The 16545-nt window shown below is 64.8% G+C and carries 21 protein-coding genes; 12 read left to right on the top strand and 9 right to left on the bottom strand.

Annotation, left to right across the window (positions count from 1 at the left end):
* Positions 1–6: 6 nt before the first annotated feature.
* Complete coding sequence (locus ACFPQ5_RS02365; RefSeq protein WP_379751519.1) at positions 7–384, bottom strand: hypothetical protein; 378 nt, start codon at positions 382–384, stop codon at positions 7–9.
* Positions 385–592: 208 nt separating this feature from the next.
* On the opposite strand from ACFPQ5_RS02365, the gene ACFPQ5_RS02360 reads away from it, so the two are divergent.
* The 5 genes from ACFPQ5_RS02360 (at position 593) to ACFPQ5_RS02340 (ending at position 3118) form a co-directional block, all read left to right on the top strand.
* A complete protein-coding gene (locus ACFPQ5_RS02360; RefSeq protein ID WP_136220715.1) occupies positions 593–907 on the top strand; it encodes a hypothetical protein in 315 nt (104 codons plus the stop codon).
* Positions 907–1593 (top strand): pentapeptide repeat-containing protein, encoded by a 687-nt coding sequence (locus tag ACFPQ5_RS02355; RefSeq protein WP_379751517.1) that lies wholly within the window; start codon positions 907–909, stop codon positions 1591–1593. The genes ACFPQ5_RS02360 and ACFPQ5_RS02355 overlap by 1 nt, the downstream gene beginning before the upstream one ends.
* Positions 1590–1991 carry a hypothetical protein gene (locus ACFPQ5_RS02350; RefSeq protein ID WP_379751515.1) on the top strand — a complete coding sequence of 134 codons (402 nt, stop codon included), beginning with the start codon at positions 1590–1592 and terminating at the stop codon, positions 1989–1991. Before ACFPQ5_RS02355 ends, ACFPQ5_RS02350 begins: the two co-directional genes overlap by 4 nt.
* A 136-nt stretch (positions 1992–2127) precedes the next feature.
* Positions 2128–2472, top strand: a complete 345-nt coding sequence (locus tag ACFPQ5_RS02345; RefSeq protein WP_379751513.1) for a hypothetical protein — start codon at positions 2128–2130, stop codon at positions 2470–2472.
* A gap of 82 nt (positions 2473–2554) precedes the next feature.
* Positions 2555–3118: a hypothetical protein gene (locus ACFPQ5_RS02340; RefSeq protein WP_379751511.1), complete on the top strand. Its 564-nt coding sequence runs from the start codon at positions 2555–2557 to the stop codon at positions 3116–3118.
* Positions 3119–3175: 57 nt separating this feature from the next.
* Here ACFPQ5_RS02340 and ACFPQ5_RS02335 read toward each other — a convergent pair whose 3' ends face one another.
* The 3 genes from ACFPQ5_RS02335 to ACFPQ5_RS02325 are packed head-to-tail and all read right to left on the bottom strand — an operon-like array spanning position 3176 to position 5865.
* Positions 3176–3655 carry a glutathione peroxidase gene (locus tag ACFPQ5_RS02335; RefSeq protein WP_379751509.1) on the bottom strand — a complete coding sequence of 160 codons (480 nt, stop codon included), beginning with the start codon at positions 3653–3655 and terminating at the stop codon, positions 3176–3178.
* 26 nt (positions 3656–3681) lie between these two features.
* Positions 3682–4818 (bottom strand): PilT/PilU family type 4a pilus ATPase, encoded by a 1137-nt coding sequence (locus tag ACFPQ5_RS02330; RefSeq protein ID WP_379751507.1) that lies wholly within the window; start codon positions 4816–4818, stop codon positions 3682–3684.
* 3 nt (positions 4819–4821) lie between these two features.
* Positions 4822–5865: a type IV pilus twitching motility protein PilT gene (locus ACFPQ5_RS02325; RefSeq protein ID WP_379751505.1), complete on the bottom strand. Its 1044-nt coding sequence runs from the start codon at positions 5863–5865 to the stop codon at positions 4822–4824.
* 70 nt (positions 5866–5935) lie between these two features.
* Between ACFPQ5_RS02325 and ACFPQ5_RS02320 the strand changes: the two genes are divergently transcribed.
* A complete protein-coding gene (locus ACFPQ5_RS02320; RefSeq protein ID WP_379751503.1) occupies positions 5936–6637 on the top strand; it encodes a YggS family pyridoxal phosphate-dependent enzyme in 702 nt (233 codons plus the stop codon).
* Positions 6638–6647: 10 nt separating this feature from the next.
* Complete coding sequence (proC, locus tag ACFPQ5_RS02315; protein ID WP_379751501.1) at positions 6648–7457, top strand: pyrroline-5-carboxylate reductase; 810 nt, start codon at positions 6648–6650, stop codon at positions 7455–7457.
* Between the two features lie 66 nt (positions 7458–7523).
* Here the strand turns inward: proC and ACFPQ5_RS02310 are convergent, their stop codons facing one another.
* The 5 genes from ACFPQ5_RS02310 to ACFPQ5_RS02290 form a co-directional block, all read right to left on the bottom strand.
* Positions 7524–7874 carry a YqjK family protein gene (locus ACFPQ5_RS02310; RefSeq protein WP_379751499.1) on the bottom strand — a complete coding sequence of 117 codons (351 nt, stop codon included), beginning with the start codon at positions 7872–7874 and terminating at the stop codon, positions 7524–7526.
* On the bottom strand, positions 7864–8241 hold the full coding sequence (locus ACFPQ5_RS02305) for a phage holin family protein (RefSeq protein ID WP_379751636.1): 378 nt from the start codon (positions 8239–8241) through the stop codon (positions 7864–7866). The genes ACFPQ5_RS02310 and ACFPQ5_RS02305 overlap by 11 nt, the downstream gene beginning before the upstream one ends.
* Positions 8242–8243: 2 nt before the next feature.
* On the bottom strand, positions 8244–8558 hold the full coding sequence (locus ACFPQ5_RS02300; protein WP_379751497.1) for an ElaB/YgaM/YqjD family protein: 315 nt from the start codon (positions 8556–8558) through the stop codon (positions 8244–8246).
* 70 nt (positions 8559–8628) lie between these two features.
* Positions 8629–9483: a 4-hydroxybenzoate octaprenyltransferase gene (gene ubiA, locus ACFPQ5_RS02295; protein WP_379751495.1), complete on the bottom strand. Its 855-nt coding sequence runs from the start codon at positions 9481–9483 to the stop codon at positions 8629–8631.
* Between the two features lie 210 nt (positions 9484–9693).
* Positions 9694–10635: a hydrogen peroxide-inducible genes activator gene (locus ACFPQ5_RS02290; RefSeq protein ID WP_136220729.1), complete on the bottom strand. Its 942-nt coding sequence runs from the start codon at positions 10633–10635 to the stop codon at positions 9694–9696.
* Between the two features lie 157 nt (positions 10636–10792).
* On the opposite strand from ACFPQ5_RS02290, the gene ACFPQ5_RS02285 reads away from it, so the two are divergent.
* The 5 genes from ACFPQ5_RS02285 (at position 10793) to ACFPQ5_RS02265 (ending at position 16537) form a co-directional block, all read left to right on the top strand.
* Complete coding sequence (locus ACFPQ5_RS02285) at positions 10793–11977, top strand: PilT/PilU family type 4a pilus ATPase (protein ID WP_379751493.1); 1185 nt, start codon at positions 10793–10795, stop codon at positions 11975–11977.
* A 4-nt stretch (positions 11978–11981) separates the two neighbouring features.
* A complete protein-coding gene (gene rfaE2, locus ACFPQ5_RS02280) occupies positions 11982–12458 on the top strand; it encodes a D-glycero-beta-D-manno-heptose 1-phosphate adenylyltransferase (RefSeq protein WP_379751491.1) in 477 nt (158 codons plus the stop codon).
* A gap of 32 nt (positions 12459–12490) precedes the next feature.
* Positions 12491–13249, top strand: a complete 759-nt coding sequence (locus ACFPQ5_RS02275; RefSeq protein ID WP_379751489.1) for an alpha/beta hydrolase — start codon at positions 12491–12493, stop codon at positions 13247–13249.
* A 221-nt stretch (positions 13250–13470) separates the two neighbouring features.
* Entirely contained in the window at positions 13471–15717 is a 2247-nt protein-coding gene (locus tag ACFPQ5_RS02270; protein ID WP_379751487.1) for a TonB-dependent receptor, read from the top strand.
* Between the two features lie 13 nt (positions 15718–15730).
* Complete coding sequence (locus tag ACFPQ5_RS02265; protein ID WP_379751485.1) at positions 15731–16537, top strand: carotenoid biosynthesis protein; 807 nt, start codon at positions 15731–15733, stop codon at positions 16535–16537.
* Positions 16538–16545 lie beyond the last annotated feature (8 nt).

The following is a 16545-nucleotide window of genomic DNA, read 5'->3' as shown; positions in this document are numbered from 1 at the left end:
CTCGGATCAGTCGTCGGTGCGACGGCGGCCGTCGATGATGTCTTTTATCGCACGCATCCCATATTGCAGGGCGATGCGCTGGTGCTCGAGTTGCTGCTCCAGGCTTTGCCCGGTCTGCTGGATCGCCTCGACTGCATTCATCGTCGCAAAAAATTGTTGATCGACGAGTGGACCCTTGGCGGTGTTGTAGAGAACGGAAACGGCTTCGCGGTGCCGCTGCGTCAACCGGTATTTTTGTTCTTCCACTTTCTCGAAGAGCTTGTTCGACCGGGCCAGGGTTCGCCTGGCCTGGTATGCCTCATAAGCGTGCGCTATCTTGTCCAGCAGCGGGAAGCGGGGAGCGGCGTCAGTGGTATCAACCTGGTCGAGCGGCTGTGTGAACATGAGAATGTCTGCAATTAAAAGAGGAAAGAGGCGGTAGGTATTGCATTTCGAAAATAGTATTAATGTAATCAACAGTCAATTCGTGATGCATACCGACAAAACAATTGCATCGCTCCCCGGCATTTCCCCGCACGCGCGTGTCAGGCCAGCCACAACAGGTGTCGCCCGTCGTGCTAGCATTCCGTGCCACCACCCGTGAGAGCAGCCAATGAGTTCCGTATTCCGCCTCGTACGCGACGAAGGAGGCCTCGAGCCCGTCGTCGTCTTCGAGGACTCCACCACCCCCGGTTTCGTCCCCTTGTGGGAAGAAGTCGGCGTCTACGATGCCCTCTACAACAGCGACGGCAAGCGCGCCCGCGACGTCTCGCGCGCGATCGCCTATGGCCTCGACCGCGTCTCCAGCGAGCCCGGGTTGAACCGCCTGGTGCCATCCTCGGCTTCGATGGGCGAAGCGATCCGCTTCCTGGAAAACGTCAACCGCGGCTGCGTGATCCACGGCTCGGCCGAGATCCAGAGCCGCTGATGCCGCGTCCCACCATCACCCTGAGCGGCGACTCCCTCGACCGCGCCCGCATCGAACAACTGCTGCAGGAAGACGCGCTGCTCGTCTTCGAGGACTGCGATGTTTCCGGCGCCGACCTCTCGCGCCTGAACCTGCAGGACAGCGTTTTCAATAACTGCGCGCTGCTCGAGACCTCGTTCTACGCCGCCAACCTGGCACGCACGCGCTGGCGGCGCTGCCGGGCAGGGCATGCCGACTTCGAATCCGGCGACCTGGTCGACGCGCGCTTCGAATCCTGCGACCTGAACAACACCAGCTGGCGCCGCGCCAAGCTGGCCTCCTGCAGCTACCGCAGCTGCAAGCTGACCGGCGCCGCCTTCGAGGAAGTGAGCTACCTGGGCCTGTCTTTCGAGGACTGCCTGCTGATCGGCGCCGACCTGCGCCGCATGTCCTTCCGCAAGCAGACCCTGATGGGCCTCGACTTCGCCGACGCCGATCTGTCGGGCTGCGATTTCCGCGATGCCGTGTTCGAAGGCGGCGGCCTGCGCGACGCCCACATCAAGGACACGCGCTTCGACGGCGCCGACCTGCGCGAGGCCGATCTCGGCGGCCTGAAGCTGGTGAACGTCAAATTGTTTGCAGGCGCGACGATCTCGCCGCGGCAGGCGGCGGAGCTGGTGCGGACGATGGGCCTGAACGTCGCGTGAAGGACATCCGCGACATCGCCGAGTTCAGGAGCGGCCGGTTCAAGCCGATCCTGCCCGATACCTGCCAGGTCAATCCGCGCAGATATGGCGCCGAGCTGGCGTTCTGGCTGGCGGGAAAGCTTGCGCAGCAGGGCGTCGTGACGAGTTACCCGGTGGCGGAAGATTGGGGCTGGATGCTGAGCTTCGACGCCGGCCAGGGCGTGGTCTTTCATATCCTGTGTGGAAACATCGACGGCAGCGACGAACACTGGGGCTTGTCGCTGGGGCGCAAGGGTACTGGCTGGTTCGGCCGCGCTGCGGCGTCGTTCGAGGCGGCGCAACCGCTCGTGAATGCGATCCGCTTCGTGCTGCATGCCGCCGTGCCATCGCAGGACATCGACTGGCTTTACGACAACTAAGTTTGCCAGGCTTGTAAGCAAATGCCACGAATGTAAGCGATTGTTAAACTGGTCAACAGGCTGTGTCCGCGCTTCGTTGTTGGTTCAGTGACATGCAAAACGTGCACTGACAAGACAACCAACAAGGAGCTCGACCATGAAGAAAATCACCGCTGCCCTGATCGCCGGCCTGTTCGCCACTGCCGCCTTTGCGCAGACCACGGCCACGCCTGCGCCCACCAAGGCGGAAGTCAAGGCCGACGCCAAGGAAGCGAAAGCCGAGCTGAAGGCCGACACCAAGGACGCCAAGGCGACGCTGAAGGCCGATACCAAGGAAGCAAAGGAAACGCTCAAGGCCGATACCAGGGACGCCAAGGCGGCCGCCAAGGCCGACGGTAAGACCCCGGTCAAGTCGAGCGTGAAACCGCCTGCGGAAGTCAGCACCACCGGCCACGCCGGCACCCACGGCGCCGATGTCTCGGCCACCGCCAAGACCAAATAAACCCCTCAGTCGATCGAGCCCGCGCCAGCGCGGGCTTCCCTTGCCTGTCGCACGGGCGACGGCCACTACAAGGAGCCACACCATGAAAAAAATCACCGCCACCCTGATCGCCGGCCTGTTCGCAAGCGCCGCCTATGCACAAAGCCCGGCGCCTGTCGCCAAAGCCAATACCGGCAAGATGGATGCGAAGACCGCCGTCCTGGTCGACAACAAGGACGTCAAGTCGACCCTGAACACGGGCGCCAAGCCTGCCGCAGCTCCTGTTGTGACGGCACAGGCGGACACGAAGACGGACGCCAAGCCTGCAGCGAAAGCGGATACGGCCAAGGCCAAGAAGTCCACCAAGACCAAGGCCAAGCACAAGGACACGCAGGAGCCTGCGAAGACCGAGGCCACCGATGCAGCGGCGCCTACCTCGACGACCACTTCCGGTTCGAGCGCAACGTCGGGTACGACCTCGACCTCGGCCGACGTGCAGGCCACCACCGGCACCACCGGCACCACCGCAGCGCCGGTCCTGACCACGACCCCGGCCACCACCCCGGTGAGCGGGAATGTCGATGCGAGCGTGGCGCCTGCCAGCGCGCCGACCCCGGAAACCTCGCCGACCCCGGCCAGCGTGCCGGTCGCGCCGATCCAGAAGTAAGCACGGTCGCAAAAAACGAAAAGCCCGCATCTGCGGGCTTTTCGTTTTTGCGTTGTCTTACTTGAGCAGGGCTTCGATGTCGCCCAGGATCTGTTCCGGTTTCGTCGCCGGACCGTAGCGCTTGACGACCTTGCCGTCCGGGCCAACCAGGAACTTCGTAAAATTCCACTTGATGGCCTGGGTGCCCAGCACGCCGCGCGCCTCGCGCTTCAGGTGCTGGAACAGCGGATGCGCGTTCGGCCCGTTGACCTCGACCTTGGCGAACAGGGGGAAGCTGACCCCGTAGTTCTTTTCGCAGAAGGCGCCGATCTCGGCTTCGCTGCCGGATTCCTGCTTGCCGAACTGGTTGCAGGGGAAGCCCAGCACTTCGACGCCGCGCTGCCGGAACTGGCGATATGCAGCCTCCAGCCCCTTGTACTGGGGCGTGAAGCCGCAGGCGCTGGCGGTGTTGACGATCAGGAGCACCTTGCCGCGGTAGCGCGACAGGTCGGTGGGAGTGCCGTCCAGTAGAGGAGCGTGGAAGTCGAAGACGTTCATGGCGGGATCATACACCCGCCGGCGGCTCAGACCAGGCCGAGGTGCTCGGTCCCGGCCGAGAAATCGCGGTCTTTCGAACTCTTGCTATTGAGCTTGATGTTCAGGCGCAGGTCATTCACCGAGTCGGCATTGCGCAGCGCGTCTTCATACGAGATCTTGTCCGCCTCGTAGAGATCGAACAGAGCCTGGTCGAAGGTCTGCATGCCGAGCTCGCGCGACTTCTTCATGATCTCCTTGATCTCGTGGACTTCGCCCTTGAAGATCAGGTCCGAAATCAGAGGGGAGTTCAGCATGATTTCCATCGCCACCACGCGGCCCTTGTCTTCCTTCTTCGGCACCAGGCGCTGCGAGATCAGGCCGCGCAGGTTCAACGACAAGTCCATCAATAGCTGCTGGCGGCGCTCTTCGGGGAAGAAGTTGATGATGCGGTCCAGCGCCTGGTTGGCGCTGTTGGCGTGCAGGGTGGCCAGGCACAGGTGACCGGTTTCGGCAAAGGCGATCGCGTGTTCCATCGTCTCGCGGTCGCGAATTTCTCCGATCTGGATCACGTCCGGCGCCTGGCGCAGGGAGTTCTTCAGGGCCGCTTCGAAACTGTCCGTGTCGACGCCCACTTCGCGCTGGGTGATGACGCAGTTTTTATGCGGGTGGACGAATTCGACCGGATCCTCGATCGTGATGATGTGGCCGTAGCTGTTCTCGTTGCGGTAGCCGACCATCGCGGCCAGGGTCGTCGATTTACCCGAGCCGGTGGCGCCGACCATGATCACCAGGCCGCGCTTGGCCATGATCACGTCCTTCAGCACGTTCGGCAGCGCGAGGTCCTCGAACTTCGGGATTTGCGTCGTGATCGTGCGCAGCACCATGCCGACGCTGCTCATCTGGACGAAGGCGGAGACGCGGAAGCGTCCCAGGTCGCCCGGGCTGATCGCGAAGTTCGCCTCTTTCGTCAGTTCGAAGCCGGCGGTCTGCTTGTCGTTCATGATCGAACGCGCGAGATCGGCCGTGTGCGCGGCCGTGAGCGCCTGGCTCGAGACCGGCGTCATCTTGCCGTCGATTTTGATCGCGGGCGGGAAGCCGGCGGTGATGAAAAGGTCCGAGCCGCCCTTGCTGACCATCAGGCGCAGCAGGTCGAACATGAATTTCGATGCCTGGTCGCGTTCCATTTTTTAACCTGGGAAGTTTTCGGGAATCTTTGCTGCCGAACGGGCGGCGGCGCTGGAGATCACATTGCGGCGCACGAGGTCCGTCAGGTTCTGGTCCAGGGTCTGCATGCCGACGTTGCTGCCGGTCTGGATCGCCGAATACATCTGCGCGATCTTCGCTTCGCGGATCAGGTTACGGATCGCCGGGGTGCCGATCATGATCTCGTGCGCGGCGACGCGGCCGGAGCCGTCCTTGGTTTTCAGCAGGGTTTGCGAGATCACGGCCTGCAGCGACTCCGACAGCATCGCGCGCACCATCTCTTTTTCTTCGGCCGGGAACACGTCGACGATACGGTCGATCGTCTTCGCGGCCGACGAGGTGTGCAGGGTGCCGAACACGAGGTGGCCGGTTTCGGCCGCGGACAAGGCGAGACGGATGGTCTCGAGGTCGCGCAGCTCGCCGACGAGGATGGCGTCCGGGTCTTCGCGCAGCGCCGAGCGCAGCGAGTTACTGAAGGAGAGCGTGTGCGGGCCGACTTCGCGCTGGTTGATCAGGCACTTCTTCGAGTCGTGCACGAATTCGATCGGGTCTTCGATCGTCAGGATGTGGCCGTATTCGGTTTCGTTCAGGTGGTTGATCATCGCCGCCAGCGTGGTCGATTTACCCGAGCCGGTCGGGCCGGTGACCAGCACCAGGCCGCGCGGTTTCAGGGCCAGCTCGCCGAAGATCTTCGGCGCGTTCAGTTCTTCCAGCGTCAGGATCTTGGACGGAATGGTACGCAGCACGGCGGCGGCGCCGCGTTCCTGGTTGAAGGCGTTGACGCGGAAACGGGCCAGGCCGGGGATCGCGAACGAGAAGTCGCACTCCAGCACTTCCTCGTACTGCTTGCGCTGGCCGTCGTTCATGATGTCATAGATCATGGCGTGCACGTCCTTGTGCTCGAGCGGCGGCAGGTTAATGCGGCGCACGTCGCCATGCACGCGGATCATCGGCGGCAGGCCGGCCGAGAGGTGCAGGTCGGAGGCTTTGTTCTTTACCGAGAAGGCGAGGAGTTCGGAGATGTCCATTTATAATCCTTTTGCGTGGAGGCTCAGCTCCGGCGTACTTCCGCGCGAAAATTGCCTATAGAAAACAATTATGTCCACAATCGCCGCCAACTTGCAAGCTGTCGAAGCGACAATCGCGACCGCCGCGCAGGCCGCCAACCGGCCGGTTTCCAGCGTCCGATTGCTGGCCGTGTCGAAGACCTTCCCGATGGAAGCCGTGCTCGAAGCGATGGCCGCGGGCCAGCGCGCCTTCGGTGAAAACTACCTGCAGGAAGGCGTCGAAAAGATCGCCGCCGTGGCGCGCGCGCAACCCGATACGCCTCTCGAGTGGCATTTCATCGGCCCGATCCAGAGCAACAAGACGCGTCCGATCGCGGCCAACTTCGCCTGGGTGCATACGGTCGAGCGCCTGAAGATCGCCCAGCGCCTGTCGGAGCAGCGTCCGCCGGAACTGGGACCGCTGAACATCTGCCTGCAGGTGAACATCAGCGGAGAAGCGACCAAGAGCGGCGCCACGGCCGCCGAATTGCCCGAGTTGGCGGGCCAGGTGGCCAGCCTGCCGAATCTGCGGCTGCGCGGGCTGATGGCGATTCCCGAAGCGCAAAGCGATCCGGCGCTGCAGCGCGCCGCCTTTGCCAGGCTGCGCCAGTTGGCCGACGACCTGCGCGCGGACGGCCTCGATCTCGATACGCTCTCGATGGGCATGTCGGGCGACATGGCCTCCGCGATCCTCGAAGGCGCCACCATCGTGCGCGTGGGCAGCGCCATCTTCGGCTCACGCCATTACGATTAAAAGGAACAGTATGAAGATCGCTTTCATCGGCGGCGGCAACATGGCTACCGCGCTCATCGCCGGCCTCGTAAAAGGACAGGACGTGCAGGTGCACGTGGTCGACCCGAAGCCGGAAGCGCTGGCGCAGCTGGCGGCGCAGTACGGCGCGAGCACGTCGGGCAGCATCGACGCGGCCGTGGCGTCGTGCGAGGTGATCGTGCTGGCGGTCAAACCGCAGCAGATGCGCGAGGTGGCGGGTGCGCTGGCGCCGCATCTGGCGAACGGACAGCTGGTGCTGTCGATCGCGGCGGGCATCCGCGGCGTGGACCTGTCACGCTGGATGAACGGCCACCAGGCCATCGTGCGCGCGATGCCGAACACGCCGGCGCTGATCAAGCAGGGCGTCACCGGGCTGGTGGCGCTGGCGGGCGTGAGCGAGGAGCAGCGTGCAGCCGCCGACAAGGTGCTGGGCGCGGTCGGCCAGACCGTGTGGCTGGACGACGAAGCGCTGATCGATCCGGTGACGGCGGTGTCGGGCAGCGGGCCGGCCTACGTTTTCTACTTCCTGGAAGCGATGGTCGCGGCGGCGCAGGAGATGGGGCTGAGCGCGGAGCAGGGGAGAAAGCTGGCGCTGGCGACCTTCAGCGGCGCGACGCAACTGGCGGCGCAGTCGGATGAATCGCTGGAAGTGCTGCGCCAGCGCGTGACCTCGAAAGGCGGGACGACGCATGCGGCCATCACGAGCATGGAAGCGGCGGGCGTGAAGGAGGCGATTGTCGCTGCGATGAAAGCGGCGGCCGCGCGCGGGCGCGAATTGGGTGAGGAATTAGGGAAGGATTAAGAACGGTGGGCACGGAGCGCCCACCCTACAGTATCGTAGGGTGGGCGCCCCGTGCCCACCAATCGTTTATTCGAGATGCCCGCCCATCCGCGCGCGCACCATCGGCAACACCCGCTGCACCGTCGGCAGCATCCTCTGCACCACCGGCACCACGCGCTGCGCAAGCTGCCACAAGGACGCACCCGCCGCGATCACGGCCAGCACCGGCTTGGGCCGGGCGATCATCACGCCGACCGCCACGCCGGCTCCAGCCAGCAGGGTCTTGCGATGCGCGCCGATGAATCCCGCCGCGCCCTGGACGCGTTCGACCGGCGCCTTCAGCAGATTCAACTGATCCGCCATGTCCCCGCGCTGGCGCGCACATTCCGCAACCAGATGCGCGCGCCGCACGGCCAGAGGAGTGTGTTCACTGTTCATGTGGAATCCCCGTGCCCTTGATAAAGGCGATGTCCTTGCCCAGTTCCGCACGCGTCGCCGCCAGCATCGGGCCGCGCGCGGCGAAGCCGGCACGCACGCGGGCCAGGATCAGGACGGCCGCCAGCGCGAACACGCCGGCCATGGCGCCGATCGCGAGCAGACGGTGCTCGTCCCAGAACAGCACGATGACGAACAGGGCGACCAGCATGAACGCGAAGGCGCCGAGGAAGGCCGCCAGCAGCGTCCAGGCCGCATAGCCCAGCAGCGACTGCGCTTCCTCCTGCGCCTCGACGGCGGCCAGTTCCAGGCGCGTGCGCGCCATGGACACGAGTGTCGACCCGATGCGGCCGACCGTCTCGGTGAACACGATCAACGACGATTGATCAGCATGCCCAGCACGACGCCGACCGCGGCGCCGATGCCGACTGCCTTCCAGGGATTGTCCTTGACGTAGGTGTCGGTGGCCTTGGCGGCGGCTTTCGACTTCTCGACCACTTCCAGGTTGGCCAGGCCCTCTTTGGCGCCGGCGAGGGCGCCTTCGAACTTGGCTTTCGCCTTGGTCAGTTCTTCGCCGGTCAGCGAGCTGCCGTGGCGCAGCCAGGCTTCGGCGTCCTGGATGACGGTTTTCAGGTCGGCCAGCAGTTGATCGCGGGCGCCGGTCTGGGTCGGGATTTTTTCCATCATGGGGAGGTCCTCTTCATCGGAATGTGGAGTGCGGCCAGTAGCCGCAACGCTTGGTGCATTTCGGACAATATTATCCTAATGCATAGTCTAACGCGACACCGATGAAAAGTGCCGCACCCAACCAATTGTTGTGCCGGAAGGCCGCAAAGCAGCGCATGCGGTCGCGGTCGCGGATCAGGGTGTAGTGGTAGAGCGCGATACCCGCCGCTGCCACGACGCCGGCCACGAACCACCAGCGCAGGCCCAGCATCCAGCCGCAGACCAGGTCGATGGCGAGCGCCACGCCATAGCACAGCATCACGGCGGCGACGTCGAAGCGGCCGAAGGTGATGGCCGAGGTGCGGATGCCGATTTTCAGGTCGTCGTCGCGGTCGACCATCGCGTATTCGGTGTCGTAGGCCACGGCCCAGAACACGTTCGCCACCAGCAGCCACCATGCCACGGCCGGCACGTGGCCCAGCACGGCGGCGAAGGCCATCGGGATGCCGAAGCCGAAGGCGATGCCGAGATAGGCCTGGGGAATCGCGAAGAAGCGCTTGAAATAGGGGTAGGAACCGGCGACGATCACGGCCACCACCGACAGCTGCTTGGTCAGCGTGTTCAGCGGCAGGATCAGCAGGAAGGACACGATGGCCAGCACGGCCGCCACCATCACCGCTTCCCAGCCCTTGATGCGGCCGGAGGTCAGCGGCCGGTCGACCGTGCGCTTGACGTGCTTGTCGAAGTCGCGGTCGGCGTAATCGTTGATGGCGCAGCCGGCCGAGCGCATCAGGGCGGTGCCGAGCACGAAGATCACGACCACCATCGGATCGGGCTTGCCGCCGGAAGCCATCCACAGCGCCCACAGCGTGGGCCAGAGCAGGAGGAGGATGCCGATCGGCTTGTCAGCGCGGACCAGCCGGAAGTAGAGCGCCAGCTTGTTCATGGATTCGCTTCTTGTCGCGCAAGAATTATTGTGTACAAGACAGCGATTTTACCGGGTTTGGGATGGGGGGCGACGGACGCGTATCGGAAGGGCCGTAAGGTGGGCGGCTTTGCCGCCCACGCGGTGATAGATAGCCACAAGATCATCCGGCACGACAATGCAGCCGATAACGATCACCGCGTGGGCGGGAGACCCGCCCACCTTACAAAATCACGCGGCCTTTTCCAAAGCAAGCATATCGACCCCCGGCAAATCGCACTGCGCCACCGCATTGCACACCGCCTCGATCGCCGCCCGCCGCGTAAAACTCTTGCGCCAGACAATCACCACACGCCGCGAAGGCGCCGGATTCGCAAACGGAACAAACGACAGCATCCCGTTCGGATCCTCCATGTCGCGCACCGACGCGCGCGGCAGCACGGTCAGGCCGATGCCGCTGGCCACCATGTGCCGGATCGTCTCCAGCGACGAGCCCTCGAAGGTGCGCTGCATGCCGTTGCCCGGCGAGGAGAAACGCGCCATTTCCGGACAGACTTCCAGCACCTGGTCGCGGAAGCAGTGGCCGCTGCCCAGCAGCAGCATGGTTTCCGCTTTTAAATCGTCGGCCGGGATTTCGCGGCGCTTCGACCAGGGATGGGTGCGCGGCGTGGCGACCACAAAAGGTTCGTCGTACAGGGTCTGCATCAGCATGCCGTGGTCGGGCAGGGGCAGCGCCATGATGGCGGCGTCGAGCTCGCCCTGGCGCAGCAGTTCCAGCAGCTTGACCGTGAAATTTTCCTGCAGCACGAGCGGCATCTGCGGCACGTTGTCGATCAGGTTCTTCACCAGCGGCGGCAGCAGGTAGGGCCCGATCGTGTAGATCACGCCCAGGCGCAGCGGGCCGGCCAGCGGATCCTTGTTCTGTTTCGCCAGCTCCTTGATGGCGGCGGTCTGCTCGAGCACGCGTTCGGCCTGGGCCACGATCTGGGCGCCGACCGGGGTGACCGACACTTCCGAACCGCCGCGCTCGAACAGCGTGACGCCGAGCTCGTCTTCAAGTTTCTTGATGGCGACCGAGAGGGTGGGCTGCGCCACGAAACAGGACTCGGCGGCATGGCCGAAGTGTTTGGCACGCGCAACGGCGACGATGTATTTCAGCTCGGTGAGTGTCATAGAGTATGGTCAGTCGAATTGCAGTGGTGCAATAATAATCCTGCCATGGCCCGGCGTGGTCAGCCAGAATAGTAATTTAACCAGAATCTTAGTCGATATAATGCCCTGTGGGTGAGATCGATGCAGATTCATCGCCCGACGATTAAGAAAGGCACGCATGTCCACTTCCTTTGGCCCGGCCGAAGCCCTGGCCTACATCCAGAAGCTGCTGACCGTCATGCACCAGCAGGGCGGTTCCGACCTCTTCATTTCCGCCGATTTCCCGCCCAGCATGAAGCACCAGGGCGCGATGAAGCCGATGAGCCAGCAGCGCCTGAGCGGCGAAGTCACGCGTGCGCTGGCCGTGTCGCTGATGAACGAGCGCCAGCGCGCCGAGTTCGAAGCGGAGATGGAGTGCAACTTCGCGATCTCGCTGCCAAACGTGTGCCGCTTTCGCGTGAATGTCTTCGTGCAGCAGCAGAGCGTGGGCATGGTGGTGCGCACCATCGCCTCGGAAATCCCGAACTTCGAAAAGCTCGACCTGCCCGAAGTGCTGAAGGACGTGGTGATGACCAAGCGCGGCCTGGTGCTGGTCGTCGGCGGCACCGGTTCCGGCAAGTCGACTACGCTGGCGGCGATGATCGACTACCGCAACAGCAACTCGGCCGGCCACATCATCACGGTGGAAGATCCGGTCGAGTACGTCCACAAGAACAAGAACTGCCTGGTCACGCACCGCGAAGTCGGCGTCGATACCCACTCCTGGCACAACGCCCTGAAGAACACGCTGCGCCAGGCGCCCGACGTGATCCTGATCGGAGAGATCCGCGACACCGAGACCATGGAACACGCGATCGCCTTTGCCGAAACGGGCCACCTGTGCCTCGGCACCCTGCACGCGAACAACGCGAACCAGACGATGGACCGCATCATCAACTTCTTCCCGGAAGAGCGCCGCAACCAGCTGCTGATGGATTTATCCGCCAACCTGCGCGCGATCGTCTCGCAGCGCCTGGTGCGCACGGAAGACGGCAAGGGCCGCAAAGCCGCCATCGAGATATTGCTGAACACGCCGACCATCGGCGAGATGATCCTGAAGGGGAATTTTCATAGCATCAAGGAGATCATGCACAAGTCGCGCGAACTGGGCATGTGCACCTTCGACCAGGCGCTGTACGAGCTGTATAACAAAGGCTACATCAGCTACGACGAGGCGATCCGCAATGCCGACTCGGCCAACGGCCTGCGCCTGCAGATCAAGCTGTCGGGCGAACGGCGCGAAGGCGAAGAGGGCGGCGCCAAGAATTCGCCGCTGTCGATGATGCTCGAAGAAGAACCGCAAGACCCTGCCACTCCACATTAAGACCATGCCGAATTTCGAGAACAAGATCTGCTCGCGCGCCGAGCTCAAGGCGCGCGTCGCCGCCCTCCCTAAACCCGTCGTGCTGACCAACGGCGTGTTCGATATCCTGCACCGCGGCCACGTCACTTACCTGGCGCAGGCGCGCGAACTGGGGGCCTCGCTGGTCGTTGCGGCGAACACCGACGCGTCGGTGAAGCGCCTGGGGAAGGGCGACGACCGCCCCCTGAACACGCTGGCCGACCGCATGGCGGTGCTGGCGGCGCTGGAATCGGTCAGCCTGGTGGTCGAATTCGACGAGGACACGGCACTGGAAACCGTACTCGAAGCGCAGCCCGAGATCTACGCCAAGGGCGGCGACTATCAGATGGATGCGATTCCCGAAGGGCAGGCCGTGCTGGCCTACGGCGGGCAGGCGGTGGCCATCGACTTCGAGCATGACCGCTCGACCACCAAACTGCTGACAAAAGTACGGGCCGGCTGAGGACGCGCCGGCCGATGCGCAAGGCGGTGACCATGCTCCTGCTGATCGCCCTGGCCGGCTACCTGGCCATCTGCGCGGCCTTGTTCGCTTTCCAGCGTTCCTACATCTATTTTCCGCCTTCCACCCCGGCCTTGGCGGCGCCCAGGACGACGACGCTGGCGCTGCCCGGCGCCGAAGTCAGGGTGTCGGAACGTCCGCGCCAGGGGCCGCAGGCCGTGCTCTACTTCGGCGGCAACGCCGAAGACGTGACCGCCAGCCTGCCCCAGCTGGACGAGGCCTTTCCCGGACACGCCCTGTACCTGATGCATTACCGCGGCTACCTGGGCAGTTCCGGCAAGCCGACGGAACAGGCGCTGGTCGCCGATGCGCTGGCGCTGTTCGACCGGGCCGCGGCCGAGCACCGCGAGATCGTCGTCATCGGGCGCAGCCTCGGCAGCGGTGTGGCGATCCAGCTGGCGGCCCGGCGTTCTGTGGCGCGGCTGGTGCTGGTCACGCCCTTCGACAGCCTGGCCGCGCTTGGCGCCCGGCAGTTCCCATATTTACCGGTGCGCTGGCTGCTGCGCGACAAATACGAATCGGGCCAATACGCGCCGGCTGTCAGGGCGCCCACGCTCCTGATCGCGGCCGGGAACGACGAAATCATTCCGGCGCAGAGCACCGCATTGCTGCTGTCGCGCTTTGCCCGCGGCGTAGCCTCGATGCGGGTGATCGACGGAGCGGGGCATAACTCGATCTCGGCGTATCCCGCCTACCTGGCCTATTTGCGAGACCAGCCTGCCAGCACACTGTGACAGGGCGATGACCTCTTCCGGTTTCACATTCAGCAAACTGAACAGTTGTTACCTGTCCACGGTATCGCTCATGGCTCTGTTTCCCCGTTGCACTAACTGATAGACTCCTCTAATTCACGCTCAACCAAAAGATGTGTTGATAAAAATCAAACACACAAGGTGGGCAGACGCCGCCCTGTAAAAGGCGGCGTCAGCGTCTACACAAGAAACTAGGGGAATGCATGTCCAATCGTCAGGTTCGTTCGAACCTTACGCCGCTGGCGCTCGCCGTCGCGGGCTGCGTCTGGGGCGCTGCCGCGGCAGCACAGGAAGCGCCAGTCGCACCATCAACCGGGGCCGAAGGCCAGATCCAGGAAGTCGTCGTCACCGCCCAGCGCAATGCCAGCGCTGAATCGAAAACGCCGGTCGCGATGTCGGTCATTGGAGGAGAAGCGCTGGCCGGCGCCGGCCTCGATCGTCCGTCCGATATCGGCGCGCGCCTGCCGGGCGTGGCCATCGATGGCGCGGCCGACGGCCTGCGCATCACGATTCGCGGCGTCTCCAACGCCGACGCCACGGAGAAGGGCGAGCCCTCGGCCGCCTTCATGCTCGACGGCGTCTACATCGCCCGTCCGCACGGCCAGAACATCGATTTCCTCGACGTCGAGCGCATCGAGGTGCTGCGCGGCCCGCAAGGCACGCTCTACGGCCGCAATACGACGGCCGGCGTCGTCAACGTCATCTCGAAGGCGCCGACCGCGCGCTTCGAAGGCGCCGCCGGCGCCGAGATGGGCAACCACGGCAGCCGCCGGGCGAATGCGATGATCAACGTGCCCGTCACCGACGGCATCGCGCTGCGCGCGGCCGTCTCGAGCAACCGGCGCGACAGCCTGCTGCGCAACGAGCAGGGCACGCCGCATACGCTCGGCCTGGACCGCAACGCCGACGCCGGCCGCCTGTCGGCGAAGTTCGCGCTCGGCCAGTCGGCCTCGCTGCTGCTGCGCCTGGACCGCACCGTCCAGCGCGACAACAACGACGTCATCGTCCCCGACACGAATTTTTATGAGGGCATCGAGACCGGCAATCCGACGCCATTCGACGCGAGCACCGCCAAGCGCCTGACGAATGCCTTCGTCCCGCCGAACATGCTGCCGGAGCAGGGCCACAGCCGCCGCGAAAGCACGGGCCTGGGCGCCGAATTCTCTTGGGACCTCGGTCCGGCCACGCTGCACTACCTCGGTTCGCACCGCCGCTTCGACCACGACTTCCTGGTCAACTACTATTACCGCATCATGCCCGGCTTCGCGCTCGGCGTGCGCCAGGATTTCGAGGGCCGCTACGAACAGGACTCGCACGAGCTGCGCCTGGCCACCAATGGCAAGGGGCCGGTGTCGGCCCAGGCCGGCGTGTACTGGTTCCGCGAAGAGATGGCGCAGCTGGCCAGTTTCCGCGACCTGGAACTGATCGGCCTGCCGTCCTATTACGTGTTCCCATCGGATCCCGTGACCTCGTATAGCCGCGCGCTGTTCGGCCAGATGACCTGGAGCGCCACCGAGCGCCTGCGCTTCACTCTCGGCGCGCGCCGCACCGAGGACCGCAAGTCGCGCTACGGCTCGACCAACCTGCAGCAGCAGGCGGTGTTCAATCCCGCCACCGACATCGCCTTGCCGAATGCGGCCAGCCTGGCCACGAGCAAGACCACGTGGCGCATCGGCGCCGACTTCGACGTCAACCCCTCGACCATGGTGTATGCCACGGTGTCGACCGGCTACAAGGCGGGCGGCTTCAACGACGGCTGCGTGGCCGGTCCCGCCTGCCCGGCCTTCATCGCCGTGCCCGAGGACACCCTGGTCTACCGTCCAGAGACGCTCACCTCGTATGAACTGGGTCTGAAGAGCCGCTTCTGGGACAAGCGCGCCAGCCTGAACCTCAGCGCCTTCCGCTATGCCTACGACAACCTGCAGTTGTCGGGCGTGGCGATGGTGCAGGGCGTGCCGCGCTTCGTCACCTCGAATGCGGGCGCGGCCAGCGTCAAGGGCCTGGAAATCGAAGGGGCCGTGAAGCCCGTGCCGCAAGGACGCCTGAGCTACACGCTGGCGCTGCTGGACGCCCACTACCTGGCCTACAGCCCGGACGGCGTTCACTCCTGGGCCGGCTACAAGCTCGATCGCGCGCCGCGCGCCGTGTTCACGCTCGGCTACCAACACGCATTCGCGCTGCGCGACGGCCAGTTGAGCGCCGGCGTGTTCGCGCGCAGGAGCAGCGACTGGGCCATCGGCGTGCCGAGCCAGCTGCTGCGCTACACGGTCCCGAGCCGTACCCAGACGGACCTGAGCCTGGGCTACCAGCCGGCGCAGTCGCCCTGGAGCGTGCTGCTGCGCGTGAAGAACCTGGAGAACAAGGTCGAGCCGGTGAACATCGACAGCTTCGGCATGACGGTGCCGAGCGCGCCGCGCGCGGTGGCCCTGCGCGTCGACTACCGGTTCTGAGGCTGGATTCCTGATGACGCTCCCCCGGCTCACCTTCGTCCTGCTGGCCGTGGCGGCTGCGACCCTGCTCATGCGCGGCCTCGGCGACACCACGGGCCTCCTGATCGCCGGGTCGATTGCCATGTTCGCCTGCTGCCTGAGCAGCGCCGCCCACGTGCTGGGCGCGCGCGCCGCGCTGCGCTTCGCCCTGATCGCCGTCGTCCTCGGCTGGGCTGCCGAGGAAATGGGCTCGCGCTACGGCTGGTTCTTCGGGTCCTACACCTATACCGAGGTGCTCGGCCCGCGCGTCGGCAGCGTGCCCTTCGTGATTCCGCTGATGTGGTTCGCGCTGAGCTACATCGGCTACGTGATCGCCAACCTGATCGTCTGGCAGGTGCCGAGCGACGGCGCCACTTCGCTCGGGCAGACGCTGGTGCAGTCGCTGCTGGCGGCCATGATCGTCACCGCCTACGACCTCGGCGCCGATCCCTACATGGTGTTCAAGCTCAAGGCCTGGATCATGACGAAAACCGACGGCGGCTGGTTCGGCGAGACCCTGCAGGGCTTCGCGGGCTGGATGTTCGTCTCCTTCGTCATCGTCTTCCTGTTCCGCCTCGGCCTGAAGCGCTCGCCGCCGGCGCCAGCCGCGCCGATCGCGCCGCGCGACATCGCCGTGCCGCTGGCGATCTATGCCGGCAACCTGCTGTTCCAGGCACTGCTGGGCGTGCCGATCGAAACGCGGGCGATCGCCATCTTCGCGATGGGCATTCCACTGCTCGCCGCCCTGTGCGGCTGGAGCCGCTGGAAGGGCGCCGGCATCGCGCTGGCGGGGAGGGCATGATGGCGAAT

This window comes from Massilia suwonensis, assembly GCF_042655665.1.
GTDB classification, from domain to species: domain Bacteria; phylum Pseudomonadota; class Gammaproteobacteria; order Burkholderiales; family Burkholderiaceae_D; genus Telluria; species Telluria suwonensis.
This window is presented reverse-complemented; position numbering and strand designations above follow the sequence as displayed.